The 25527-nt window shown below is 58.5% G+C and carries 24 protein-coding genes and 1 pseudogene; 9 read left to right on the forward strand and 16 right to left on the reverse strand.

Annotation, left to right across the window (positions count from 1 at the left end; translation table 11 throughout):
• Positions 1-132: 132 nt before the first annotated feature.
• The 3 genes from NCS02_RS30845 to NCS02_RS30855 all read right to left on the reverse strand — a co-directional run bounded on the left by NCS02_RS30845 (position 133) and on the right by NCS02_RS30855 (position 4401).
• Positions 133-1386 (reverse strand): CaiB/BaiF CoA transferase family protein, encoded by a 1254-nt coding sequence (locus NCS02_RS30845; protein WP_250520625.1) that lies wholly within the window; start codon positions 1384-1386, stop codon positions 133-135.
• Between the two features lie 37 nt (positions 1387-1423).
• The gene (locus NCS02_RS30850) at positions 1424-3028 is read right to left on the reverse strand and encodes an FAD-binding oxidoreductase (RefSeq protein ID WP_250520626.1); all 1605 of its coding nucleotides are present in this window, start codon (positions 3026-3028) and stop codon (positions 1424-1426) included.
• Between the two features lie 368 nt (positions 3029-3396).
• A complete protein-coding gene (locus NCS02_RS30855; protein WP_250520627.1) occupies positions 3397-4401 on the reverse strand; it encodes a LacI family DNA-binding transcriptional regulator in 1005 nt (334 codons plus the stop codon).
• Positions 4402-4713: 312 nt separating this feature from the next.
• Between NCS02_RS30855 and NCS02_RS30860 the strand changes: the two genes are divergently transcribed.
• Complete coding sequence (locus NCS02_RS30860) at positions 4714-5379, forward strand: TetR/AcrR family transcriptional regulator (protein WP_250520628.1); 666 nt, start codon at positions 4714-4716, stop codon at positions 5377-5379.
• Between the two features lie 7 nt (positions 5380-5386).
• On the opposite strand, the gene NCS02_RS30865 is transcribed toward NCS02_RS30860, so the two are convergent.
• The 10 genes from NCS02_RS30865 to ltnD all read right to left on the reverse strand — a co-directional run bounded on the left by NCS02_RS30865 (position 5387) and on the right by ltnD (position 13118).
• A complete protein-coding gene (locus tag NCS02_RS30865) occupies positions 5387-6331 on the reverse strand; it encodes an NAD(P)-dependent oxidoreductase (protein ID WP_250523512.1) in 945 nt (314 codons plus the stop codon).
• Positions 6332-6766: an AMP-binding enzyme gene (locus NCS02_RS30870; protein ID WP_250520630.1), complete on the reverse strand. Its 435-nt coding sequence runs from the start codon at positions 6764-6766 to the stop codon at positions 6332-6334.
• Entirely contained in the window at positions 6720-7235 is a 516-nt protein-coding gene (locus NCS02_RS36505; RefSeq protein ID WP_350029915.1) for an acetyl-coenzyme A synthetase N-terminal domain-containing protein, read from the reverse strand. Before NCS02_RS36505 ends, NCS02_RS30870 begins: the two co-directional genes overlap by 47 nt.
• Before the next feature lie 29 nt (positions 7236-7264).
• Positions 7265-7990 carry an ABC transporter ATP-binding protein gene (locus tag NCS02_RS30875; RefSeq protein ID WP_250520631.1) on the reverse strand — a complete coding sequence of 242 codons (726 nt, stop codon included), beginning with the start codon at positions 7988-7990 and terminating at the stop codon, positions 7265-7267.
• Positions 7987-8748 (reverse strand): ABC transporter ATP-binding protein, encoded by a 762-nt coding sequence (locus NCS02_RS30880; RefSeq protein WP_250520632.1) that lies wholly within the window; start codon positions 8746-8748, stop codon positions 7987-7989. Before NCS02_RS30880 ends, NCS02_RS30875 begins: the two co-directional genes overlap by 4 nt.
• The gene (locus NCS02_RS30885; protein ID WP_250523513.1) at positions 8745-9716 is read right to left on the reverse strand and encodes a branched-chain amino acid ABC transporter permease; all 972 of its coding nucleotides are present in this window, start codon (positions 9714-9716) and stop codon (positions 8745-8747) included. The genes NCS02_RS30880 and NCS02_RS30885 overlap by 4 nt, the downstream gene beginning before the upstream one ends.
• Positions 9703-10587 (reverse strand): branched-chain amino acid ABC transporter permease, encoded by an 885-nt coding sequence (locus tag NCS02_RS30890; RefSeq protein WP_250520634.1) that lies wholly within the window; start codon positions 10585-10587, stop codon positions 9703-9705. The genes NCS02_RS30885 and NCS02_RS30890 overlap by 14 nt, the downstream gene beginning before the upstream one ends.
• An 84-nt stretch (positions 10588-10671) precedes the next feature.
• The gene (locus NCS02_RS30895) at positions 10672-11859 is read right to left on the reverse strand and encodes an ABC transporter substrate-binding protein (RefSeq protein ID WP_250520635.1); all 1188 of its coding nucleotides are present in this window, start codon (positions 11857-11859) and stop codon (positions 10672-10674) included.
• Positions 11860-11902: 43 nt separating this feature from the next.
• Entirely contained in the window at positions 11903-12025 is a 123-nt protein-coding gene (locus tag NCS02_RS36365) for an SDR family oxidoreductase (protein WP_284504488.1), read from the reverse strand.
• A 178-nt stretch (positions 12026-12203) separates the two neighbouring features.
• The gene (gene ltnD, locus NCS02_RS30900) at positions 12204-13118 is read right to left on the reverse strand and encodes an L-threonate dehydrogenase (RefSeq protein WP_350029918.1); all 915 of its coding nucleotides are present in this window, start codon (positions 13116-13118) and stop codon (positions 12204-12206) included.
• 206 nt (positions 13119-13324) lie between these two features.
• On the opposite strand from ltnD, the gene NCS02_RS30905 reads away from it, so the two are divergent.
• From NCS02_RS30905 to NCS02_RS30920, 4 genes are all read left to right on the forward strand, one after another.
• A complete protein-coding gene (locus NCS02_RS30905; protein ID WP_250523514.1) occupies positions 13325-14308 on the forward strand; it encodes a hydroxyacid dehydrogenase in 984 nt (327 codons plus the stop codon).
• Positions 14309-14371: 63 nt separating this feature from the next.
• Entirely contained in the window at positions 14372-15505 is a 1134-nt protein-coding gene (locus NCS02_RS30910; RefSeq protein WP_250520638.1) for a mandelate racemase/muconate lactonizing enzyme family protein, read from the forward strand.
• Between the two features lie 41 nt (positions 15506-15546).
• On the forward strand, positions 15547-15945 hold the full coding sequence (locus NCS02_RS30915) for a cupin domain-containing protein (RefSeq protein ID WP_250523515.1): 399 nt from the start codon (positions 15547-15549) through the stop codon (positions 15943-15945).
• Positions 15946-16056: 111 nt separating this feature from the next.
• Positions 16057-17238 (forward strand): iron-containing alcohol dehydrogenase, encoded by a 1182-nt coding sequence (locus tag NCS02_RS30920; protein WP_250520640.1) that lies wholly within the window; start codon positions 16057-16059, stop codon positions 17236-17238.
• A gap of 370 nt (positions 17239-17608) precedes the next feature.
• On the opposite strand, the gene NCS02_RS30925 is transcribed toward NCS02_RS30920, so the two are convergent.
• From NCS02_RS30925 to NCS02_RS30935, 3 genes are read right to left on the reverse strand one after another with little or no spacing between them, the layout of a single operon-like run.
• Entirely contained in the window at positions 17609-19237 is a 1629-nt protein-coding gene (locus tag NCS02_RS30925; RefSeq protein ID WP_250520641.1) for a class I adenylate-forming enzyme family protein, read from the reverse strand.
• A 32-nt stretch (positions 19238-19269) separates the two neighbouring features.
• A complete protein-coding gene (locus NCS02_RS30930) occupies positions 19270-20049 on the reverse strand; it encodes an SDR family oxidoreductase (RefSeq protein WP_250520642.1) in 780 nt (259 codons plus the stop codon).
• Entirely contained in the window at positions 20046-20906 is an 861-nt protein-coding gene (locus NCS02_RS30935; RefSeq protein ID WP_250520643.1) for an amidohydrolase family protein, read from the reverse strand. Before NCS02_RS30935 ends, NCS02_RS30930 begins: the two co-directional genes overlap by 4 nt.
• A gap of 386 nt (positions 20907-21292) precedes the next feature.
• Here NCS02_RS30935 and NCS02_RS30940 point away from each other — a divergent pair, with 386 nt between their 5' ends.
• From NCS02_RS30940 to NCS02_RS30955, 4 genes and pseudogenes are all read left to right on the forward strand, one after another.
• Positions 21293-22606 carry a serine hydrolase domain-containing protein gene (locus NCS02_RS30940; protein ID WP_250520644.1) on the forward strand — a complete coding sequence of 438 codons (1314 nt, stop codon included), beginning with the start codon at positions 21293-21295 and terminating at the stop codon, positions 22604-22606.
• 59 nt (positions 22607-22665) lie between these two features.
• Complete coding sequence (locus NCS02_RS30945) at positions 22666-23532, forward strand: NmrA family NAD(P)-binding protein (RefSeq protein WP_250520645.1); 867 nt, start codon at positions 22666-22668, stop codon at positions 23530-23532.
• A gap of 66 nt (positions 23533-23598) precedes the next feature.
• The gene (locus NCS02_RS30950) at positions 23599-24618 is read left to right on the forward strand and encodes an aldo/keto reductase (protein WP_250523516.1); all 1020 of its coding nucleotides are present in this window, start codon (positions 23599-23601) and stop codon (positions 24616-24618) included.
• Positions 24619-24931: 313 nt separating this feature from the next.
• Positions 24932-25466, forward strand: a pseudogene (locus NCS02_RS30955) (IS256 family transposase).
• Positions 25467-25527: the final 61 nt, after the last annotated feature.

The raw sequence follows: 25527 nt of genomic DNA on the forward strand, positions 1-25527 counted from the left end.
GAAGGCGCGTGGCCAAACTTGTTACTGACGCGACCAGGAACCGATTCTCCGTGGCCGCGTCGTCGGTGAAGCATTGTCAGTGCTGCGCCGATTTTGAAACCTCTATTTCTTCGTCGCTTTGCGAGGCCCAAGTCAGCTGGGAACAGGCGTCCGCAGATGACTTGGCCCGACTACGCCGGATTCTCTGAGGCCCGCGATCGCTGCGTCAGAAAGACCTGCCGCTGTTAGCACCTCGTCTGTGTGTTCGCCGAGAGCGGGCGGCGGACGGTTGTATTGGACCGGCGAGCGAGAAAACTTAATCGGATTGGCGATTTGCGGCACCTCCGAACCCATCGCATGCGGTAAAGAAAACGTCATACCCCGCTCGAGAACATGTGGATCCGCAAGCGCCTGCGCAACCGAATTGATCGGCCCAGCCGGCACACCCGCTGCTTCGAGTTCGGCAAGCCATCGTTGACGTGGAGCGCGACCCAGCGCGCGCTGGATCTGCCCGACCAAAAGTTCTCGATTAGCCAAGCGCCCGCTGTTCGATGCGAATTCGGGCAACGACGCAATCTGCTCCAGTCCAAGTACCCGGCAAAGAGACTGAAACTGACGGTCATTACCAACGGCAACGATCATCGCACTATCGCTTGCATCGAACGACTGATAAGGACACAGATTTGGGTGAGCGTTACCCCAACGCTTAGGATTGTCGCCCGAGACGAGATAGTTCAGCCCGTGATTGGCAAGCCAGCCGATCTGCGTATCGAGCAGGCTCATGTCGATATGCTGGCCGCGCCCGCTCACATGGCGTTCGTTTAGCGCGCCAAGGATCGCCACTGTTGCATACATGCCTGTCATCAAATCAGAAATTGGCACGCCGCATTTCTGCGGGCCGCCGCCGGGGAGATCGTCGCGTTCTCCAGTGACGCTCATTAACCCGCCCATCGCCTGGATTACGAAATCATAGCCGGCACGTTCACGATACGGTCCGCTCTGTCCGAAACCCGTGATCGAGCAGTAGACAAGCTTCGGATTCACCGCGTGCAACGTCGAATAGTCGAGTCCATATCGGCGCATGTCACCGAATTTGAAATTCTCTATTACGACGTCGACGTCGGCTGCGAGTTTTCGCACTACATCTTGCCCGGCCGATACGCTAAAGTCGATCTCGATCGAACGCTTGCCGCGATTCGCTGCGAGGAAATATGCAGACTCACGGCTCGGCGCGCCATCGAGGCCACGCGCAAACGGCGGCCCCCATGCGCGCGTATCGTCGCCACTGCCAGGGCGCTCGACTTTGACAACGTCGGCGCCGAGGTCAGCGAGAACCTGAGTACACCAGGGTCCGGCAAGAATTCGGCTAAGATCAAGTACCCTGATACCGGAGAGCACGCCTTTCATTGATACCTCCAAATTGACGCATCCTTGTTGGCGCCTGTTACGACGGATCGAAGAGAATTCCGGGGTTCAAGATTGCACGAGGATCGAGGGTCTGCTTCGCCGCGCGCAGTGCTGAGCAAAATAATTCAGGACGCTCCTTGTCGTACCAGGGGCGATGGTCTCGTCCGAGCGCGTGATGGTGCGTAACGGTACCGCCTGCATCTACCATTGACTGTTCGGCGATCTGCTTGATTGCCGTGTATTGTTCAGGAATGCGGCGTTTATCGCCGTATGCGAACCACGTGAAATACGGCGCGGGACCATCTGGATAGATGTGTGTGAAACGGCAGGTCACCGAACCGGGACGGCCGGTAACTTCCTTGATCGCGCGGTGCGTCTCAGACTTCACATGTTCGCGCAGTTGCGCGAAGCGATCCCACGTGATCGCGGTCTCCATCGTCTCGCGCATCACGCCACGCGCGATTGCGTGTTCGCGCAATGCGGGTCCGCGCAAAAACTTATCGCGCCAGCTCTTTGCCGACGCATCGCGCCCGACGTCGTTGTCTGCAAGCCCACCGCGGTCCCATTGACCGCCAAAATCGCCGCAAATTTCGAGCGCGCGGTGCATCCACACGTCAACGGCGTGGTCGGCCGATTCGAAGCCAAGCACCAGAATGTCATAGGTGCCGTCACTGGAGCCTGTGTACTGTGCTTCTTCCCGCTCGACGAGGCGTGCATTCGCCGGATTAAGGCCAGACTGTGAAATCGCGCGCACCGCATCGACGGCGCGATCGTAGTCTGCGAAACGCACGGTCGTCATGCGGCGATGCGTCGGCCGGCGATGCAGTCTGACCCATGCCTCGGTGATGATGCCAAGTGCACCCTCTGAGCCGAGGAACATCCGGTCGGGATTCGGGCCCGCACCGGAGACTGGAAAACGACGTGATTCAATGTTGCCCGCCGGCGTCACGACCCGCAGGCTCTCAATATGGTCGTCGATTTGCGTGTAGGCCGTCGCAAAATGGCCCGCAGCACGCGTCGCGATCCAGCCACCGAGCGACGAGAACTCCCACGCCTGCAGGAAGAAGCGCATCGTCAGTCCGCTGGCCTTCAACTGCTGCTCGAGGTGCGGGCCCAGCACGCCTGCCTGGATGCGCGCGGCCTGCGATTTGTGATCAATCTCGAGCACCTTGTCAAAGTTCTGCATGTCGATCGTCACCACGCCGCGGTACCGGTCATGCGTCGGCGGATTCACGCCGCCGACCACGCTGGTGCCACCGCCGTATGGAACCGCCGCGAGGTTCGCGTCTTCGCACCAACGGAACAGCGCCACGATATCGTCTTCGCTGCTTGGATAGGCTACAACGTCCGGCGGATTGTCGAATTCGCCGCGGATCGCACGAGCAACATCAATCGTCGACGCTCCGTATGTGTGGTAGAGCCGCTCGTGATGATCGATCGTGCAGATCGACTTTAGCGATTCGGGCAGGGCTATCCGTGGGGCGCGCAGCTTGATCATTTCGGCGCTCGGAAAGGTGACCGGTTCAAAATCTGACACGCCTAGCAAGCGGGTCCATGCTTTTTCGAATTCGGCGATCTCGTCGATGGACACTTCTTCACCCTCGTATCCCCAGCCATAAAACTTGCGACGTCGCTTCTGCATGTGCATCTCCTTCTCTATGGTTGCAAACGTTCTCATTTAAATGACCAATGCGTCGTTTTCGCATGCAAAAACAAGGCTTTATGCTTTTGCAATCGTTGGCATAAAGTATCGGCGCGGGCGGAATGGGTGTCAACGCTAATCGCGTTAGGGTTTACATGGGAGGCGGTCGCGCTGGCTAGGGACGAGTCGCTCCGCCGGAGGCTAAGGACTGCTGATCGGCGAGACGGGCACTTCGATCGACAGATCGGAGGAAGAGAAGAGAAAGCCCGCGCACCCGTATGGCGTCACGGCCAGATAGAGGAAGACTTACATTGATAAAAAGCGCCGGCAGACTGCCACGCAGAGCGAGTGCGACGCATCAGCGCGCATCATGCAGCCCGTGCGGTGCTCTGCCTCACGATCAACTCGACTTCAAATTGGTCTTGGTGACATTCGGACACGGCCGTGGCGTTGATCTGGCGCAAAAGGTTCTGTGCGCTGAGTTTGCCGATCCGAACCGCGTCGGAGCGAATGGTAGTGAGCGGGGGGAATGTCAGAGATGCGATGTCCCAGTCACCGAATCCTGTAATCGACACCTCCGAAGGCACGTCGATTTGGAGTTGCCGACATTCGGCCAATACCGTGGCAGCAATCATATCGTTGCCGCAGACGAGCGCGCTGGGCCGCGCCCCTGTGCGCATCAGCCGACGAGTCGCCTCACGGATCTCTGCAGGATCGTATCGTGTCGGGACCACGTCTCGCGCCTCTAGGCGTATTCCGTGGACAGCCAGTGCCTGTCGCACGCCGTCAAGCCGCGTAGCCGCGAGCGGCACTTCAATCGGTCCTGGCAGCACAGCGAAGCGTTGATGCCCGAGTTGCACTAGGTGCTCCGCGACGCGAGCCATGGCCAAACGGTTGTCATAACCGACGCTCGGATGAACAGCGGAGCCGTCGGTCGCCCACATAAGCACGTACGGGAGCTTCTGTTTGCGCACAAATGCCAGAAGATCGGGATGGTGGTTCGTCCCGATCAACGCCAGACCATCGACTCGTCGTTCGATCAGGGTGCGTACGATGGTCAGTTCGAGATCGGGATTGTCGCGATGACAGGTCAGCAGCCCCGTGTAACCGATGCGAAGAAATTCACCTTCCAGCGTGTCAACGGCGCGCGCGTACAGCTCGTTCATCAAGGTTGGCGCCACAATGCCGATTGACTGAGAACGCCCGGAGCGTAAGACCCGTGCGGGCGCATAAGGTACATAATCGAGCGACTCAATGGCGTCCTTTACTTTTTTCAGTGTCTTCGGATGAAGACGCTCTGGTGCGGCCAGCGCTCGCGACACAGTCGACGTTGACACGCCCGCCAGCGCGGCTACCTGTTTGAGACTGATCATCGGCTATTCAGATCCGCGTAGGGCGAAGCCCGCCTGACCCGCACGGGATGCGTGGATCGAAGGCGGCGACTCCAATTTTATCCGAGTCGTCAAAATGCCGATCGAGGTGGCCGATCCGCTCCAAGGACGTAGCCGGGCCGCAGCTGATACCTCAAGGAGGCAGCAAAAATTGTCCTCGGACGCGCAATGGCATACACTGTAGTGACTGACCCCTCAGTCAGTCACTTGTTACCGACCGCTGCCCACATTTTCTCGTCGAGTAGGCAAGCCCGCGAGATGCTGCTCGCACAAACTCTCCATTCGCATAAACGCATGAAATCCGATGCATCCTCCTACGACCAGTCTTCCGCAGTCCGCAAGCCTCGCGCGCGCACCGTCAAAACCAATACTCGCGACGAAACGCTCGTGCAAGAGCGCCGCGACGTATTAGTCCGTGCGGCTATAAGAGTTTTTATAGAAAAGGGGTTTCATGAGGCGACGGTTCGCGACATTGGACGCGCAGCCGATATGACACAGGGGACGATCTATAACTATGTGAAATCGAAGGATGACATCTTGTATCTTGTCTGCGATCGAATCATTGCCGAGTACCAGTTTAAGGTGAAACAGGCACTTGACGAATCCGCAGCGCCGGCAACGCAGGTTTCAGCGGCACTGCGTACGGTCGCACGAATCATGTACGAGCACCAGGACGAGATCATGCTGATTTATCAAAATAGTCATCTGCTCGACAAGCGGTCTCGTAAAGTGATCCTCGCGCGTGTCGAGGAGTTCATCGCAATGTTTGAGGGGATTCTTTCGACGGCCAGTTCTGAGACCCGACTCGACTTCGGCAACCTCCACATCGCTGCAAACATTGTCACATTCCTGCCGACCATGATCGCGTTGCGCCGCTGGTCGTTGCGTGATCGCGCTGAGCCGCAAGAAGTAATCGAAGCACTTAGCACCTTCATGGCCCGGGGCCTTGGCTTCAAGTAAATCTCAGTCAAATTTCCACAAAATCGCCAACTCCCGGCAAATCGGGGTAAAAGCGACGCGATCCGAACATCGTCGACACGGCGGTCCAGTCGAGTGTCCTGTCGAAATGCTGGCAGTAGATCCTGAGCAGGTTCTCCGCGACGTTATGTAGAGGGGTGATCGCGTCTACGCCGCGCGCCGCATCGAGCGCGCATCGCATGTCCTTCGCCATGCCGGTCACTGGAAACGTCGGTTGGCCGAAGCGCCGGCTCGCGGCGGCGCCGGGCACGACTCCTGGCAAAGGGTAGTATGCGTCAAATACCCAGCTTTGACCGGTGCCGTTTGCGATTACGTCATACATTGACTGCGCGTCGAGTCCCAGCTTGAGCCCTAATGTCAGCGCTTCCGCGGCGACCATCAAGTTGGTTGCGCAGATCATGTTGTTCACGAGTTTCATTTTGCTGCCGCTACCGAACGGCCCGGTGTGGACAATGCGCTCGCCCATTGCCTCCAACACAGGGCGGATGCGCGTGACTTGGGCGACCGTACTCCCCACCATGAACGTTAGCGTCCCGGCTTCCGCACCTTCTACGCCGCCTGTCAGTGGAGCATCGACGAGCTGCGCGCCCGCGCGCGTCGCGCTCTTGCCGAGTCGTTCAACCGTGACGACGTCGACAGTCGAGCATTCGAGCAGCAACGTTTCGGGTGGCGCGAGCGCAAATAGACCAGCGGCGCCCTCGTACACCTGCACCGAGACATCCGGCGTCGGCAGCATCGTAATTACGATTTCCTGACGCGCAACCTCGGCGAGTGAAGCAGCCGCCGATGCCCCACGCGCTGCGACGCGTCTTAGCGCGGCCTCGTCACTGTCAAATACGCACACCTCATGGCGGTGGTGCAGCAGGTTCCCGATCATTCGGAACCCCATCCGGCCAGCACCGACGAAACCGATTTTCATATTGCTCCCTTCCATTCAATCGGCTCGAGTCAGGGCGCGGATCGCGCAGAGTGAGCCCGGGTTTTCCGGTGACGCAATGTCACCGAGCGGCTGCCGCTCGTATGCGCGTTTAATGAGACGCCGCATCGCCTTTCCGTTGCGTGTCTTTGAAAGTTCGCCGACGACATGCACCTCCGATGGCGCGAACGCCCGACCAACTTCTCGCGCGACGATCCTCTTGATTTGTTTGCTAAGGTCGTCATCGCATTGCGCCTCTGTTGACATTTTGACGGGAACGACGAATACGACGAGCCGGTGCCCCGTTTGCGGATCTGAGATGCCTACCGCCGCCGCTTCTGCCACTGTTTGTAAGCTCACGACGACCTCTTCGATCTCTGCTGGCCCTACGCGCTTGCCCGCGATCTTAAGCGTGTCGTCGGAACGGCCGTAAAGGAAGAACATGTAATTCATACTGGATCGCAAGATCGCCGTGAATCCAGATGTCGGGCACGCTACGCCCGCTCCGAGATGCACTGCTTGAAGCCCAGCCGCGAACGCCCGGACATCTTCGTGCAATTGGGCGAAAGTGCGTGCGACGACCCCGCCCGCCCTCGTCCTCCGCCACGACTGCGAGTCGTTCGCTGCGGGCGTCGTCCATGCAAGGCGCAAAAATGCTCTCGACCCAGTCGATCTTGCGGCCCGGGAACCAACGGGGAAACGCCTTACCCTCAGACAGGTCAACATATGATGAGTAAGGCGCCCGCCAACGTATGCCCAGCCACCGCATCATGCCTTCCCAACACGCATCTGGATGGGCGATCGACCACGCGTACAAGCTGTCAAAATCCTTGTGTCCTAGCGTTTCCGCAAGCGACGTAACCTGCGCAGTCGTGACATCATCGTCAGTAGGTGCCCAAACCGGATTCGGTCGTTGATCCATACGCGCTCCGATATGCCTGTTTGCCGTCCTTAAAGACCTAGGTAAGCGGCCTGGACCCGGTTGTCGTGTTTTAGGATTTCCGATGAGCCCTGCATGACCACGCCGCCGTCATCAATTACGTAAGCGTAGCTCGCAAGATCGAGCGCCACCGACGCGTTCTGTTCGACTAGGAGTACGTCAACTCCATCTCGATTAATTGCGCGAATGGTTGTACCGATCAGATCGACGACGGCTGGTGCGAGTCCGATGGTCGGCTCATCCAGCAGCAAAAGGCGCGGCGACGTCATCAGCGCGCGGCCGATCGCGACCATTTGCTGCTGCCCGCCGCTCAGCGACATCGCCGGCTGATTGAGCTTCTCGCGCAACGCAGGGAAGACCTCTAATACGCGGTCCCTATCGCGTTGGATCGCCGCCGAGTCGCGACGCAGGTACGCACCCATCATGAGATTCTCCGCAACCGTCATGTACGGAAAAAGCCGCCGCCCTTCAGGCACGAGCGCCATTCCGAGACCGACGATCTCGTCTGTCCGCATTTTGGAAATGTCAGTGCCGTCAAAGACGCGGGCGCCGGAGCATTCTCCCGCGAGATTCATCACCGCGTTCATCACAGAAGTCTTACCGGCCCCGTTTGAGCCGATCAGCGCGACTACTGCGCCACGTGGCAAGTCGAGACCGATGCCGTCAACGGCCGTGACGCCGCCGTAACGCACACGCAGATCACGCACTGAAAGGGATGTCGTCGCCGTCGTCGTCACTGTGCTGTCCCCAGATAAGCGCCAATCACCTCGGGGTTATTGCGAACTTCTTCTGCGCTGCCCTGTGCCAGCATCTTTCCGTATTGCAGCACGATGAAGCGATCGCATATGCCCATCATCGCCTTCATATTGTGGTCGACGATTAAGATGGTAGTGCCGTCTTCCCGGCACAGGGTGCGAAGTAGGTGGAGCACATTCGCGACCTCAACAGTATGGAGCCCGGTCAACGGCTCGTCTAGCCCGAGCAGCTTGGGTGTAGTCGAGATCGCAATTCCGACGCTGAGCAGCCGCTGCATTCCATGCGGCAAACCGCCTGCTGCCACGTCGAGATACTTTTCGAGACCTACTCGGGCAGCAATCACATGCGCGCTTTCTAGCCGCTCCCTTCGTTTTCGCGACTGTCGGTTTGCGGCAATTACGAGGTTTTCAAGCACTGTCATGTCACGGAAAAAACTATCGTGCTGGAAGGTGCGAACCAATCCACGTCGGCTGACCGCGTGCGGGGCGAGACCTGCGATGCTGGCGCCGTCGAAGATCAGCTCTCCGGCGCTAGGTTTCACGTGACCAGAGAGCAGGTTGAATGTCGTTGTCTTCCCTGCGCCATTCGGACCGATCAGCCCGAGGATCTCGCCAGCGCGAACCTCAAAAGTCAGATCGGAAACCGCGACGAGTCCGCCGTAGCGCCGTGTCAGGCCTTTCACAGTCAGCAATGGATTTGCGCTGTACAGGATCGACGACTGTATGTCTTGGTTATTCATCCGAGTTCTCCGCTCGCCCGGTCTTTAGAAACGCCAAGCCGTCCGCCAATTGGGCACAAGCACCCAACCCTTTTTACAAGGTCAATCAGTCCGCCGCGCACGCCTAGCATAGATAAAATGATGACGCCGCCGAACAGCGTGTACTGCAACGCGCCCGAGCCTTGCACCAGTTGCGAGACGACCGTGAGGAAGATGGCGCCGATTACCGGTCCAGCGATATGACGCTCACCGCCAACTTTCGCGTATGCAAGAGCGTAAACCGGAATGAGGAAGCTGAAATCGCCAGGGCTGATAACGTGATAGCTGTATGCGTGTATCGATCCGGCCGCGCCGACCACCAACGCGGCGATTACGAAGCACAGGAGCTTCACGCGCAGAGCGCTAACGCCCAGCGTTTCAACGACCTTATCGTTGTTGCGGATGGCGCGCATTAACAAGCCGAACGACGACTTCTCCGCGGCGAAAAGACCCGTTAGCAGTATGTAGCAAACCGACACGCTAAGCGCCGGCATCCACGGTTCGAGCAAAGTTGGAGCATAGATGCCAACCATGCCAGAGTTGCCGCCGACAAAATCGATACGCGTGTACGCTAGACGGATGACCTCCGTGAACGCGAAGCCGATCAGCATGAAATACGGCCCCTTCACGCGCAGGGTCACCCAACCGAACAGCAGGCCAAGTAGTCCCGCGCCGACGCTCGATCCGATAAGCACAAGCGGCACCACGTCGAAGCCGTTTGTCACGGCAATCGCCGTCAGATACGCGGCGAAGCCATAGATTGCCCCGCACGCCATGTTCGTCTCGCCTATGAGCAATACGAAGCGCATACCGGCGGCGAGCACGGCATTGATCGCAGACCAGACGACCAGTTGAGTGAGATACGTCGGCTCAAAAAGACTGAGCGCCCCAATGGCCACGACCAACAGCACGGCATTCAGCACAATGATTTTGCGGTCAATGCTGTACATGGCCGAGCATCCCCCGTGGTCTGAACAGAAGTAGCGCGGCCACCAGGCAGAACATGCCGATCGTCGCCACGGTGCCGTCAAGGTAATAACCGACGACGCTTTCGAGAAACGCGATCGTTAGTCCGCCAAGGATAGCCCCAGGGATTGAGCCCAATCCGCCGATGATAATCGTGATGAAACCCTTGACTAGATAGTCGTTGCCCACCGCCGGGGTTATCACCGTGATGGGCGCGATTAGACAACCGGAGACAGCCGCAAGAAATGACCCGGTCATAAAGCCATAAAGCAGTGTCCGCTTGTATCGCACGCCTTGGAGCGTGGCAGCGCCGGCGTCTTCAGCGGTTGCTCGGATCGCGCGGCCAAAGCGCGTATACCTGAGCATCGCATACAGCCATATTGCGACCACGAACGCAACCGCGCACACGATGAGTCGTTGCAGTTCGACTGCGGCGCCGAGGATGCGTAGCTCGCCGGGTGCGATGTTCGGGACCACCCGCGGCACGCCGCCGAAGATCCATAAGAAAGTGCCTTCTAAAAACAGCAGCATGCCGACCGAGAGGATGAACGAGCCGACCATATCCCTGAGATACTGTCGAAAGCCCCACTGGTAGGCAGCGAATGCCAACACAAGCACGACGGCGATCGAGGTCACGCTCGACAGCACGAACGACACTGCGACGCCGACGTCCAGCGCATGTTGCAGCGACGGCACCAGTACGCTCGTTAGTAAAGCGCCAAGCGTGAAGAACTGGCCGTGCGCGAAGTTCACGACGCCCATCACGCCAAAAATCAGCGTGAGGCCGAGCGCAAACAGCACATACACCGAGCCCGCCTGCAGCGTGTTCAATGCAAGCTGAATAAATATTGCCATGGAGATCACCCTTCCTGTGCAGATTTGCGGTAGGTTCCGCGAACGGTGCAGCGCCGATCTGAGGGTCGTCAAATCACTACGCGCTTAACTGCCGCTGGCGTCCGGCGAATCCACTCGACGAACTTCGACGGTGTTGCCGTTTTGGATCTGGGTGATGATTACGGGTACGAGCAGTTGCTGTGGCGAGCCATAGGTCGCCTTGCCTCCATAACCCACCGCTCCATACGACGTGTCCGGCTTCGTTGACGGCAGTGCTCGGGCTACCGCTTTTGGATCAACGCTGTCAGCTTTTTCAATACCGGCCTTGATCGCCATCACGCCGTCCCACACGCCCATCTGTAGGACGTTGAGCGGCTCTCTTAGCGCCTGTTTAGCCTCGGCATCCAGGGCACGTTGCAATTTAGTCGCGGTTGGGCCGGAGAAGTCGGCCCCTTGGCCCATGTAGACGCCTTCGACGCTCTTTCCGCCGACCCTCACGAGCGTGTCGCTTCCTGTGCCGGCTGGATACAGCTTTACTCCTGCCCAGCCCTGAACCGCCAGTTCTTTCAGAACGCTGCCGGCGTCGCCAGGTGCCGATCCGCCGAGATCAACAGCATCGGACTTCGCAGCGGCCACCTTAGTCGCAATGGATTGAAACTCGGTCGTGCCGCGCTCATAGAAACTGGAGCTGACTACCGTCACGCCGAGCCTTGCCCACTCTTGCTTGGACTGCGCTTCCGCCTGCTGCCCGGTTGAGTCGTTTGGGTTGAGCAACGCCACAGACTTGACGTTCGGATGCTGTTGCTTTACGAGCGCAAAGAGTGGTCCAAAGATCTCGTATGGTGTATTCGAATTCGTGAAGGTCAGTGGGAACTTTGGGCCTTTAATCGTCTTGCCCCACGCAGTTGTCAGGAGGACTACGCCCGAACGTTCTGATAGGCTCTGCGTAGCCTGCACAGGCGCCGTTCCAACGCTCTGGACAATGTAACGTACGCCATCCCTGTTGATCATCGCCTGTGCGCTCTGCGCGCCGCCAGCGGCAGTGTAGAAATTGTCGTAAGTAGTCAGTTGCACTTTGTAGGACTTGCCGCCAGCACGAATGCCGCCGCTGTCATTAATGTGCTTTGCGACCTTTTGGCCAACCCAATCGCAACCGATGCCCCAGTTCGCCGCGGCACCTGACATCGGTGCGCTTACGCCGAACTTGAGCACGTCATCCGCATGTGCCGGTACCACTGCCATTGAGAGAGTGACGCCAAGGAAAAAAGCGCCGAAATCGTTTCGTCGTTGCATCTTCCGTCTCCTGAGATTTTTCTAATTTTTCGTTTCAATTTCGCTAAGCGATGGATGCACCGGTATCGACTGACAGGACTTGTCCCGTCGTCATCCGTGATTCATCCGACGCTAAGTAGACCACCATAGGCGCGATGTCGATCGGCTCGCCCGATCCCGCTCCCATCACCCGCGATAAAGGCAGTCGCCTGCACTAACCAATCCCAACGCCTCCCTATCTTCCAAAACTGAGCGCTCAGTCACCTTTCAGTTGAGTATAGCAGTCGAACTCTCGCTGTCAATGTAAAGCGCCGCGTTTCACATCCGGAAAGACCCCAAGAGCAGAGGCCGAAGAAGAAACACCTTTAGCGACTCGTCAGGGCGCGCAATTGTGCAGCGTCGTCAAAAATCTTGACTACAGACGTATCGTCTTCAAGGCCGTAACCAGCCTTGGCCGCCGAAACGAACATTCGGTAGGCGCACTCGGTCAGAGGCGCAATGAATTCCGCGCCACCCGCCATGTCGAGTACCAACCCGAGGTCTTTAACGAATATATTAAGCGCGGTCACGGGCGCAAAGTCGCTGGCAATCACATGCGGCATGCGATCCTGAAATGCCCACGAGTTCCCGGCGCTGTGAGTGATCACGTCGTACAACAGCTGGAGATCAATTCCCTCGCGCTTGGCGAGAGCCATCGCTTCGCACGCGGCGGCGATATGCACCCCACAAAGTAAATTGTTCAGCAATTTTACTTTCGAGCCTAGGCCTACCTCGTCGCCAAACCGATAAACCTTTGCCGCGTAACCCTCGAACACCTGGCGGCAGGCTTCGAAGGCGCGCTGCGGGCCTGAACCCATGATAGTTAGCGTGCCCGCGGCGGCACCCGCCACGCCACCTGATACCGGCGCATCTATCATGTCGACGCCCTGTGCATCGAGCCGCTTGGACATCGCGGCTGCGAACGCCGGGGCGACCGTCGCACTAGCGATCACCACACTGCCCCGCTTGAGCGTGGACGCCAGTGCGTCTTCGCCAAAGAGGACTTGCTCTGTTTGAGCGGCGTTGACCACCAACACAATTACTACATCCGACAGTTGGCCGAGCGTCGAAATACTGCTGCACGCCATGCCGCCGGACCTCGCGAATGCCGATCGCACATCGGCGTTGATGTCGTAGCCCAGCACTTTGAAGTTCGCGCGCAGCAGTGAGGCCGCCACGCCCCGTCCCATTGCGCCCAATCCCACAATCCCTACCGTCTTCCTCATCCATTTTCTCCGAATGATTTCTGGTTGTACCAGTGCAACGATACGACGTCGCGTAGCGAAAAGCAAGACAACCAACTCGCGGCGATGCGACCGTTTGATCGTGCAGCAAGACCCGCGTCAAGGGCAAGCGCGTGCTGCAAACATCGACGGTGATTGACCGCTCCCACTTTGGTTTGTTAGCATCTGGTTGTACCAGATAACACCAGAAAACAGGAATGCCAATGTCCGACTCATATCGCGTGCTGGCCACAAATCCAATCGATCCGGCTGCGCTGCCAATTCTCACGCCGCATTGCGAGCTTCTGGTTGCGCCCGACGATAGCGAACAGACGCTGCGAAAGCTCGTCGCGGATGTCGATGCGCTAATTGTGCGGGTGCGTCTGCCCGACGATATCTTCGATCACGCGCCGCGACTAAAGGCTTGCGTTCGTCACGGCGTCGGCCTTGACTTTATTCCCGTAGACCGCGCCACTGGCGCTGGCATTGCTGTCGCGAATCTGCCCGATTCGAACACCCAGGCAGTGGCCGAGCATGTGATCGGCGCCATCCTCTCTTTGGCGCGCGGCTTCGATCGACTCCCGTCGCTGTGGCGTAAGGATGGATGGCTCATACGTCAAGCGTTTCAGGGTATCGAACTGCGTGGCCGGACGATCGGCATTGTAGGACTGGGCCGGATCGGAACGCAGGTCGCGTCCTCGCTGCATTACGGTTTTGGGATGCGCGTGCTCGGCTGCGACCGCGGGTTGCGAGAAGGCTTGCCATCGTTCATCGAGCAAACGTCGATAGAAGAAGTGTTCACGGGCTCCGACGTCATCACACTGCACGCACCGCTCGTTGAGTCGACGAAACATCTAGTAGATGCGCGCCTACTCGGGCTTGCTGGGCCTGGCACGCTTTTGGTCAATGCAGCGCGCGGCGGCCTGATCGATGATGAGGCCTTGATCGAGGCGTTGCGAGCGCGTCGGATCGGTGGTGCTGCGCTCGATGTGTTCGAGCCCGAACCGCTGCCCACTGATCACCCATATTGGTCGCTCGACAACGTGTTGCTGACGCCCCATATTGCAGCATTCACTGCTGAAGGTCTCGCCAGAATGAGCAGCGGAGCCGCGCGTGCGGTCGTCGACATCTTGCACGGGCGCCGCCCCGAACACTTGGTCAATCCCGATGCGTGGCCCCGCTGTCTCGAACGCCTGCAAGCGCGTTGAGCGTCGCTATCGCAGCGGTTGTTCAGCGGTCTTTTCGTGACGCTCTTTTGCCCTCGAACACAAATGAAAATTCTGGACATCGTTGCACACCCCGTTACCGTTCCGGTTCCGCTTGAACATCAGGTAAGTCTTGGCATCGGCACGATGGTCAAGCGCGACACAGTGATCGTTAAGGTTACGACCGACGAGGGCATCGTTGGGTGGGGCGAGTCGCATCACGCGCGCGCTCATCTTGCGATTGCTACGCTCGTCAACACGACGCTCCGGCAGCTCGTGACCGGTTTCGACGCCACTGACGTCAACGGGGTGTGGTCGCAGATCTACCGCTTCCAGCTCGCGTCGCACGGGATGGGCGCCGCCTGCGCAGCAGCAATGAGTGGCATCGACATGGCCCTATGGGACATACGCGGCAAGGCGATTGGCTGGCCGCTCTACCGCCTGCTCGGCGGGGCGTCGCGCAGCGTCCCCGGTTACGCGGGTGGTATCTGCCTCGGCTTCCAGCCGCCCGCTGCGTTGCTTGACGAAGTAGCATCGATGGTCCAGCGAGGGTTCAAAGCCATCAAGCTGCGGCTCGGCGAGTCGCCCGCCAGCGACATTGCACGGGTGAGCGCGGTTCGTGAGGCTTACCCCCAACTGGACATCCTCACCGACGCCAACACCGCTTACTCGTTGAGCGACTTCCGCGCGGTCGCGCCCCATCTTGACGCGGCTGGCGTCGGTTGGCTTGAAGAACCGTTTCCGGCGCATGACTACCGCAGTTATCGTGAAGCGAAGGCGATGTGCAGATTCGCGCTCGCCGGCGGTGAGAACCACTTTACCCGCTTCGAATTCTCGCAACTGATCGACGCGGAATCGATCACGATCCTACAACCGGATCTCTCAAAGGTGGGAGGCATCAGCGAAACCATTAAAGTTGCAGCAATGGCTTCCGCCCAGAAGCTGCCGATCCACTGCCATTCGAGCATGGGCATCAATATGGCCGCAACGCTCCATGTGTTGAGCGCAATCGAGAACGCCGGTTATTTCGAGGCCGATTGTTCAACCTACAACCCTCTGCGCGACGACTTGATCGATTTCTCATTCGACGTCAATGCAAACGGGACTTTGCGGCCGAGCGAGAAGCCCGGCATCGGAATTGAGGTTAACGAAGATTTCATTACGAGTCACATGGGGTATAGCGGCCCCGGATTCGTGTGATCAGCTAGGAATTCTTACCAACGAATTTTGAGGAGAAAAGCATGCCATCGATCACGCCTCAGCGCACCTGCGTGTCTCACGCCGCCGCCGACGGCAGCGATTTCAAAGTCGGTTTGCGCCCTTATTTCGCTTACCGGGATCTCGGTTTCAAGGAAGCGACGAGCGGCGCCTATGTGGCCCACGTAATACGCGCTTTGCCGGGGAAAAAGGCCGAGCCGGAGTGGCACACTCACGAAACGTCGTTCCAGATGATTTTCGTGCTGCGCGGGTGGATTGATTTCGAGTTTGAGGACATCGGAATCACGCGTCTTACTTCGGGTTCATCGTGCGTGTTTCCCTCTGGCGTGCGCCACCAAGTACTCGCAAACAGCAGCGATTTCGAGCAACTGGAGATCGTTTCGCCTGCTGACTTTGAGACGCACGCCGCCGACAAACCGTGAGTGCTATGTGCCGCCATCATTAGATACGCGGTTTGACGAGAGCGTGCGGTGTGGCCCGCCTAGACGCCGCTCGCTTTTTTGGCGCCGCACTGTCAACCCGAGGAGGAAGCGATGACTCACGCAGCACAGATTTTTGCTCCTCGCTATTTGGATATCGGCGGCGGCTCCGTTCAACGCACGGGAGCGCTGTGTCGGCGGCTCGGTGTCGAACGTCCACTTATCGTTACCGATGCGTTCATGGTCGATTCAGGCTTGATCGTTCATCTGACCGATGTGCTTCGCGCAGCAGGAGTCGCATACTCCGTCTTTTCGAATACAGTCCCAGACCCCACAGACAGGGTTATTGACGCCGGCGTTGCGCACATGATCAACGGTGACTTCGACGGTCTGATAGCGTTCGGCGGGGGGTCGCCCATGGACGCAGCAAAAGCTATAAATATCCTCGCCGCTGCACGCCGCACCGATCCCGAAATAAGCATCCGTGCGTTCAAGCTGCCTGCTACTGCGGATGCCAACGCCTTGCCGCTAATTGCAATCCCGACGACGGCTGGAACTGGCAGTGAAGTCACACGCTTTACCGTCGTCACCGACACGACACACAACGAAAAGATGCTGATCTCGGGCCTAGGCGCATTGCCCATCGCGGCGATCGTCGACTATGAGCTTACGATGAGCGTTCCGCCGCGCGTGACCGCGGACACGGGAATTGACAGCTTCGTGCATGCGCTGGAAGCGTTCGTGTCTCGGCGCGCCAGCGTACACTCCGATCTGTTCGCGCGTTCAGGGCTGGCACTGATCGGCAAACACCTGCACACAGCCTACATGGAGCCGGACAACCGGGTGGCGCGAGAGGGGATGATGCTTGGCGCGACTCACGCAGGCATCGCATGCTCGATTGCGCCGGTAGCGTTGGTGCACGCGATGGCGCGGCCAGTCGGCGCTCACTTCCATATATCGCACGGAATGTCCAATGCAATGTTATTGCCAGCAGTCACCCAGTATTCGCTGCCCGCTGCGCTTCAGCGGTACGCCGAGGCGGCACGGGTCGCAGGCTGCGCGCCCGCCCATGTGGACGATCACACGGCGTCGCTCATGCTCGTCGACAATCTGTATCGGATGAACCGCGAACTCGCAGTGCCAACGCCGCGCGAACTCGGTATCGCCCGCACCACGTGGCATCAATTGGCAAGCCCCATGGCAGATCAGGCGCTGGCGTCGGGGAGTCCTGCGAACAATCCGCGGGTGCCGGAGCAAGCGGACATCGTGCGTCTCTACAAGGAGGCTTACAGTTAGCCCGTTATCCCGTTACGCCCCGCGGGTCCGTTCTTAGTGTCGCGCAAATGTCGTAGGTCAGCCAGCAGGCGCGTCGCAACGGAGGATCTTTTACGGACTTCGCTAACTAAATGCTCGACCGCGCTGAATGGCGGCCCGCGGTCGCTTATGGGCGGAGATTGATGGCAGCCGCCATCTTCTCCCGTAGAAAGGCGTTCGTCGAACGCTTCAAGCACTGCGTAGCAGTATTCGGGAGCCATGAGAGGTCGGGGGTCTTGCACTTGCCGACCTTCCATTCATCCCTGTTCAGTACTTCGACATGGGCGCCGATTCGCGGGTCCGCACCGCACCAGCGAATCTGATCACGCTATTCCGACGTCCACTCCGCCGGTCAACCAGTGCAAGCACTGATCTTCTTGAGCAATTCTGCACGGCGAATTTTTCCAGTTGGCGTCATCGGGAACCCGTCCAATATAATAAGGTCCTCCGGTAGCTTGTAATCGGCAACCCGACCTTTTAACATGGCGATGATTGCGTCGAGGGTGATCTGCGCGCCGGGCTTGAGAACGGCGAATAAGCAGTTGCGCTCACCAAGCCGAGCGTCGGGCACGCCGACAACGGCAAGCTGGAGAAAGGCTTCATGCTCGTACAGCAGGTCTTCGATCTCGCGCGGAAAGTACTTCTTGCCGCCCCGATTGATAATCTCTTTTTTGCGTCCGGATATTCGGATATTGCGGTTCTTATCGGCGATCTCACCAAGGTCGCCAGTTTTGAACCATCCCTCGCCCGTGAAACTCTCGCGGTTCGCCTGTGCATTGTTCAGATACCCAAGATGCACCGATGGACCTTTAGCGCATAGCTCCCCTGTCTGGCCGTCCTCGACAGGATGGCCCGCGTCGTCAAATATTCCAAGTTCCAGTTCCTCGACACACCGCCCCACCGTCCCAATCACGTCAAGGGGATCGTCCTCGAGCCGTGTATAAGAATGAAAGCCCGTCTCTAACATCCCGTAGAGCTCGATCAGCCGAGCCTGAGGAAAAGCCGAGCCGAAGCGACGGATCGTTTCTATTGACGCAGATGCGCCGCCGGTTACCATCACACGCAGCGAGGAACAGTCGGTCGAGCTTAGCTCCGGTGCGTTGAGCAATGCGACAATGGCAGCGGGCGCGGTCGGAATGAATGTCACCCGTTCGGAAGCGATGCACTCGAGTGCGGCACGCGCCGAAAATCGTTCCAGCAATACGGTGCGTGCTCCTGCCATCACGGATTGCAGCAACGTCAGATAGCCCCAGTTTAGCGCTACGGGCAAATACGCCAAGAGCACGTCGTCCTCAGTGACCCGCATGTCGCGGTTCAAAAAGGCCGCAGCACACAGTGTGGTGTTAAAGCTATGCAACACGCCCTTCGGATTACCCGTTGTGCCAGATGTGAAGCACATCCGCATGATCTCGTCGGGGTCCATGTACACCCGATGCTCATCGCTGATCTCGGGCAAAGCGGAAAGTGTCAGCGGGAACGATACGACGTCATCACCTGCAACCGGATCGACGCAAACGGCCAACACAGGGGTAGATAACCTGCTACGCACGTCGCGAAACATATCGACGTAGCTAAAGCCCTTGAACTGAAGCGCGCACACGTAGGCCTTTGACCCGGAAAAATCAAGAATGTAGCGCAATTCCTCGGCGCGGAGATCCGGACTGATTTTATTCGCAATCGCCCCAATCAGTTCCAATGCGAAGAACACCACAGGAAATTCGACGCGATTCGGCACCTGCAGCGTTACGACGTCGCCACGACCGACCCCTTCACGGCGCAGCAGTTCTGCAAACCGCCGCACTTCGGACAACAACTGCTTGTAAGTAACTGAACGACGGTCATCCTTAAACGCAATGCGATCGGGTGTCTCCTCGACGCGCCTTTGCAGTATCTCGCTAAACGTAACGTCGCGCCACCAGCCATTACGACGATAAAGATCCTGCAAATGCTGCGCCACATGGCGCTCGGGGTGGACTTTCATAGTCAGCTCCTTTCCTCCGGTGACTGGACGGCCTAACGGACGCCGCGAAGCAACCCGCCGTCAACTTGAATGGCGGTGCCTGTGATGTAGGCCCCGCGCGGCGAAACCAGCAATGCCGCAAGACCCGCTATGTCGTCGACCGTGCCGACTCGTCCGAGGGGAACGTCCTGTAACAGACGGCTGCGCACGCTCTCGTCCGGTTCATCGCCCGCAGCAAAGACCTTGCGTAAGCGCGAAGTGTCGATGTAGCCTGGACAGATCGTGTTGACGTTGATGCCGTACTCCGCAAGTTCCATCGATAACGTCTTCGCGTAGCCGATCACGCCGCCCCAAGTCGCCACCGACAGCCCGAGATCGCGGATCGGCTGGATTGCAGAGATGGCGGTAATGTTCAGGATACTCCCACCACCCCGCTCCCTCATTGACTCCGCGACTAGCCGTACCATGCGCACCGGGTACATTAGGTTCTGTTCGACGGCGCGAAGCCACGCTGCATCGTCGAAAGAAAGCAAGGGGCCGACCGGCGGCGCACCATCGTTGTTCACCAGCACATCAATGCCTCCGAGGACAGCGCGAACAGTCGTCGCCACTCTTTCACAGTCTTCGGCCTTACGGCAATCCGCGGGGATCCATGTCACCTCGTTGCCGGTCATTTCGTGAATTTCGCGCGCGGCGCGCTTCAAGTCTTCGTCGCGACGCGCGGTGATCACCACGCTGGCGCCCTCTGCGGCGAGTATTCGTGCAATACCAAAACCAATTCCCTGGCTTCCGCCGCCGACGATCGCCACCTTCCCTTTCAGTTGGAGATTCATTGCGCCTCCTCGCCGGCGAGAAAGCGCTCGGCATTAAGATAGAACACACCTTCAAGGACTTCCTGCGCGTAGCCTTCCTTCTCCCAATCTGCGCGCAATCGCGCGTAGGAGTAGAGCGGGTAGTCAGCACCGAACATCACGCGATTGCGGAGACGTCGGCTGATTTCATGCTTAAGGTCGGGGGTGAAATACTTCGGAGACCATCCATGAAGCTCATACCATATGTTGCGCTTATGCATTAAAACTGCGATTGTTTCCGTTTGCCATGGCCACCCCGGGCGGGCCGCGACTATGCGAAGCGACGGAAACTTCGCTGCGACATAGTCGAGATGACGCGGATGGCAGTCGTCGAGCAGTATTCCGCCTCCTCCGGGTAGTCCCGCACCTAGTCCAGTCGTCCCGACGAAAATCAACACTGGCGTCCCCGTTTGCGCACAGAGATCGTAAAACGGAAACCAGACCGCATCGCTTGCCGGCGCTGAGCCCGAACCCGACACCGCATAGCCGACAAAACCTGGGGCTGCCTCGATGCAGCGGCGCAGCTCCCGCACGCCCGCGTCGCGATTTGACGGATCAATATGAACCCAGTGTCCAGCGATTACATCCATGCCATTGCGCTGGACGCGGAACGCATAGTCGTGCAGCGGCGGAATCTCCTCGATCGGCATGTATTTGGTATAGCCAAGATCGAGGATAACGCGCGCATCGTTGTCGCGGAAGTGCTGAATCATTTCCTCCTCGGAGTGGTAGACAGGTTCAGAATTCCACGTTTTTTTTTGCTGTGCGAGCTCCTCGGGCGTCCGCAACGGGAAGCCGCGGCGCGTGCCCCAATGCGAGTGCATGTCTACGATCTTCATATCTGTGCCCACCTATCTATCTGTCCGAGCGCGGAGGTCCGGGACTGCTCCGTCCGGCGACGGGATTGCCGAACCGAGACCGCGAGCATCCGCAACCGTAATCTGACTGAGCGCTCAGTATATACCTTGTTCGCGCCTCGTCAACTTCCTTAGCTGTCGCCTGCTTCCTCACCCATGTCACCCGTCGCCGCGCATTACACCGCTTCCAGTTCTAGCGCTCAATCTTTCGGGTGCAAGCCGCCCGTGCTGAAGCGATGGCACCGCCAATTCATGACGAACAGTCACTAATGAAATGCGGGGTGCGTTGTTTCGTTTTCAGACGCCTACACCGAGAATGGCGTTCGCTACTCAACATCGCAATCTCTATCGTCTTGACCGGAGGAAATATGTCTTTTCGACTTCAACGCCGCACGTTAATCAAGGGCGCGACGGGCCTGCTGACCGCGGCGACATTGGCGCCGCTGCAAGCGCGCAGTGCGAGCGCAGCGACAGGTGATAATCAATCTGCAGCCAGCGCAAAATCACGCCCACAGTTCGACTCGATCGACGCATGCCTCCGGAAGGCAGTCGACGATAGGACAGTAGCTGGCGTAGTTGCGATGGGAGCGACCGAAAAAGGTCTGGTCTATCGGGGACATGCGGGTTATGCGGATGCCGAACACTCCCGCCCGATAACGGGTGACTCCATCTTCTGGCTCGCCTCGATGACTAAGGCGATCACGGCAACGGCGTGCATGCAGCTTATCGAGAAAGGCAAGCTTTGGCTTGAGCAGCCGGCCTCCGAGCTGTTGCCTCAGCTCAAAACGCCTCAAGTTCTTGAAGGATTCGATGCAGCCGGGAACCCGATTTTGCGACCGGCGCGCAACACGATTACAGTGCGCCATCTGCTCACTCACACGTCCGGCTTTACTTACAGCATCTGGAGCGACCGCCTCACCCAATACGAGAAAGTCACGGGAATGCCGGATATCGGTTACTCACTTAATGGCGCGTTTGCTGCACCACTCGAGTTCGAGCCCGGCGAGCGTTGGCAGTACGGGATAAGCATGGACTGGGTTGGCAAACTCGTGGAGGCCGCAACTGACCAGTCGCTCGAGGTGTACTTCCGCGAAAACATCTTTAATCCACTTGGAATGAACGATACAGGGTTCCTTATCGGAACCGCGCAGAAACAACGAGTGGCGGCAATGCACCGCCGTCAGGCGGATGGAGGGCTCAAACCGGAGCCCTTCGAGATGAATCAGCGCCCGGAGTTTTTCATGGGCGGTGGTGGGCTGTTCAGCACACCCAATAATTATATGGCTTTTCTGCGAATGCTTCTCGGGAATGGAACACTTGGCGGTGAGCGCATCTTGCATGCCGACACTGTCGCTTTAATGTTCCGTAATCACATCGGCGATCTAACGGCGGGCGAGATGAAAACCGCTCAGCCCGCGTGGTCAAATAGCTTCGACCAGTTCCCGGGCCAAGCACACAAGTGGGGGCTGTCGTTCGATATCAATATTGCGCCGGGCCCACACGGACGAAGCGCAGGAAGCGGAAGTTGGGCGGGGCTGCTGAATACTTACTTCTGGATCGATCCAAACAAACGCGTAGCAGGGTCGATGTTCTCGCAGGTTCTGCCCTTCTACGATGAACGCGTAGTTAGCCTCTACGGAGAGTTCGAACGGCGTCTCTACAACGGCCTGCGCCGCGCCTGACTGTACTTGTAGCAGCGCATTCTCTGCCGCTCACATTCAACCACAGGAGGACGTTCATCATGTATGCAGTCACGGGTATTACGGGCAAGGTAGGTGGCGCGTTGGCGCGAGCGCTGCTCGCCGCCGGACAACAAGTGAGAGCTGTCGTTCGCGATGCCGATCGCGCCGCATCGTGGCGAGCGCTGGGCTGTGAAGTCGCAATCGCTCGTATGGAAGACGAGGCAGCGCTCTCGGCCGCTTTCCGCGGCGCGACCGCGGTCTTCATTCTACCGCCCTCGGAATTCGATCCGGCTCCCGGATTTCCGGAGGCAAAGGCTGTGATTAAAGCCGTCGCAACAGCTTTGCGCCTTGCCAACCCGGAAAGAGTCGTTTGTCTTTCGACAATTGGAGCACATGCAGCTGAAACCAACTTGCTCTCGCAGCGAACTCTCATGGAACGAGCGTTGACTGAGCTGTCCATGCCAGTCACCTTTCTTCGACCGGGTTGGTTCCTCGAGAATTCGGCATGGGATGCTACATCGGCACGGGACTCGGGAAAAATCCCAAGCTTCTTGCAACCGTTGGACCGCGGAGTGCCAATGGTAGCAACCGAAGACGTAGGATCGGTCGCGGCCACATTGCTGCAACAGACATGGAACGGCGTCCGCATCGTTGAGCTCGAGGGTCCACGCCGCGTCAGTCCAAACGATATAGCCAACGCTTTTTCGCGCGCCTTAGGGCACCCTGTGCTGGCGGAGGTGGTGGAACGGACGCAGTGGGAATCGCTGTTCAGGTCGCAAGGTATGAAGCATCCAATGCCGCGCATCCGAATGCTTGATGGTTTCAACGAGGGCTGGATTTGCTTTGAAGGATCGCCTGATGAAGTCATCCGTGGTCAAACCGAGCTCGATACGGTCATAGAAAAACTGGTCGCGGAAGCGAGCTAGGATTGTTAGACGCGAATGTGCATAGGTCCATTCGCGCGTTTGCCAATTTTTGTAAGGGAGAGCTTGTTGAACTACGTTACGCTTGGTGCCACTGGCTTGCATATTTCCCGCCTGAGCCTTGGCGCAATGACTTTTGGCGCGGGATCGGGAATATGGGGCAACATCGCCGGGGTCGACCTCAATGAGGCAATCCGCCTCACGGCTATCGCTGCAGAGCAAGGCGTTAACTTGATCGATACAGCGGACGTCTATTCGCAAGGTCTCTCGGAAGAGATCGTGGGTCAGGTAATCAAGGCCCTGAGTCTCGACGAAACAAAAATGCTAGTGGCCACCAAAGTCCGACTTCGGACGGGTCCTGGGCATAATCAGGCTGGGCTGGGTCGGTCCCACATCATCCGATCTGTGGACACGAGTCTGCGGCGTCTCGGTCGAGATCATATCGATCTGCTTCAGCTACACGACCGAGACGCCCTCGTACCGCTCGATGAGACACTTCGCGTGCTCGACGATCTGGTGACGCAAGGGAAGGTCCGCCATATCGGCGCATGTAACTTTAGTTCGGCAGATCTAGAGCGTGCGTCGGCCTACTCGACACGGACCGACCGTGCACCTATCGTGAGCAACCAGGTCCACTATGCGTTGACATGCCGTGACGTGGAGCATGATCTCGTCAGCGTATCCGCGTCGCTATCGATGGGCCTGCTCGTTTGGAGCCCGCTGGCTGGCGGGTACCTAAGCGGAAAGTATGCAAACACCGCACCCTCTAGCGGGCGACGCAGTAAGCTGGATTTCCCACCGGTGGATCAGGTTATGGGCCGTCGTATACTAGAGGCCCTTACCGACGTAGCCGACTCGCTTGAGGTATCGCCGGCTCAAGTTGCAATTGCGTGGCTTCTTGCTAAGCGAGCCGTCGCATCTGTGATAGTGGGCGCTCGCACGCCACAGCAGCTAGCGTTAAATTTGGACGCAGGAAACATTGAGCTCAGCGCCTCGCACGTAGCCGTTCTGGACGAGGTTTCGCAGAGTTCCCTGCCTTATCCTTACTGGATGCAACGTTTTCACGACAAGGACCGCGTGCTGCCGTAGCACGCTTCTTCCTTGCGGTACCTCTACGCCGCGGATATCTTCTTGTGCTGGCTTGTGTAAAAGCGGACGACGGGCGAGCGCGACCTCCCGCGTTGCAACGCCAAGCTAGCCGGGTAGTATGCGAAACGATGTGCAAAAACGCTGAGGCGTCAGGAGCGCGGAGGCGGGGGTGGCCGTGGTGTAAGTTGATGACTGTCCAGTTCGTCAACCTGCCCTCGGGAGGGCTTACACCATGGCCACGACCAAGCGCAGTACGAACCGGCCGTCAGCGGAAGCGCTGGTTGCCGACGACCGGGATCTGATGAAGGCGCTCATGAAGGATGCGCTTCAGGAAGTGCTCGAAGCGGAAATGACCGAGCTGCTGGGCGCTGCGCCCAATGAGCGCAGCGAGACGCGAAGCGGCTATCGTGCGGGCTACTACGGCCGCGCTCTGGTGACGCGCATCGGCAAACTGGAGTTGCGCGTGCCACGTGATCGGCATGGCGAATTCTCAACGGCGCTGTTCGAGCGCTATGCGCGCAGCGAGAAGGATGGTGGCGGCGTTGGCCGAGATGTACGTGCAGGGTGTGTCGACGCGCAAGGTCAAGGCGATTACCGAAGAGCTGTGCGGTCACAGCTTTTCAGCCTCGGCGATCTCGGCGATCAACAAAGGGCTGGATGCGACGCTGGCAAAGTTTGTACACCGGCCGCTGGAAGAAGCGTATCCGTATCTGATCGTCGACGCGCGCTATCAGAAGGTGCGTGAGTCGGGCGTGATTCGCTCGCAGGCGGTGCTGATCGCCATCGGCATCAACTGGGAAGGCCACCGGCAGGTGCTGGCTGTGGAGCTGGCTGTCAGCGTCGGATAGATACTCCTCATTTTCGTCGAAGTAAATTTCCCCAGTTTTTTGTTTGGCGCCGCCGCGTAAG

Source organism: Caballeronia sp. NCF2, assembly GCF_023631205.1.
Lineage (GTDB): Bacteria > Pseudomonadota > Gammaproteobacteria > Burkholderiales > Burkholderiaceae > Caballeronia > Caballeronia zhejiangensis.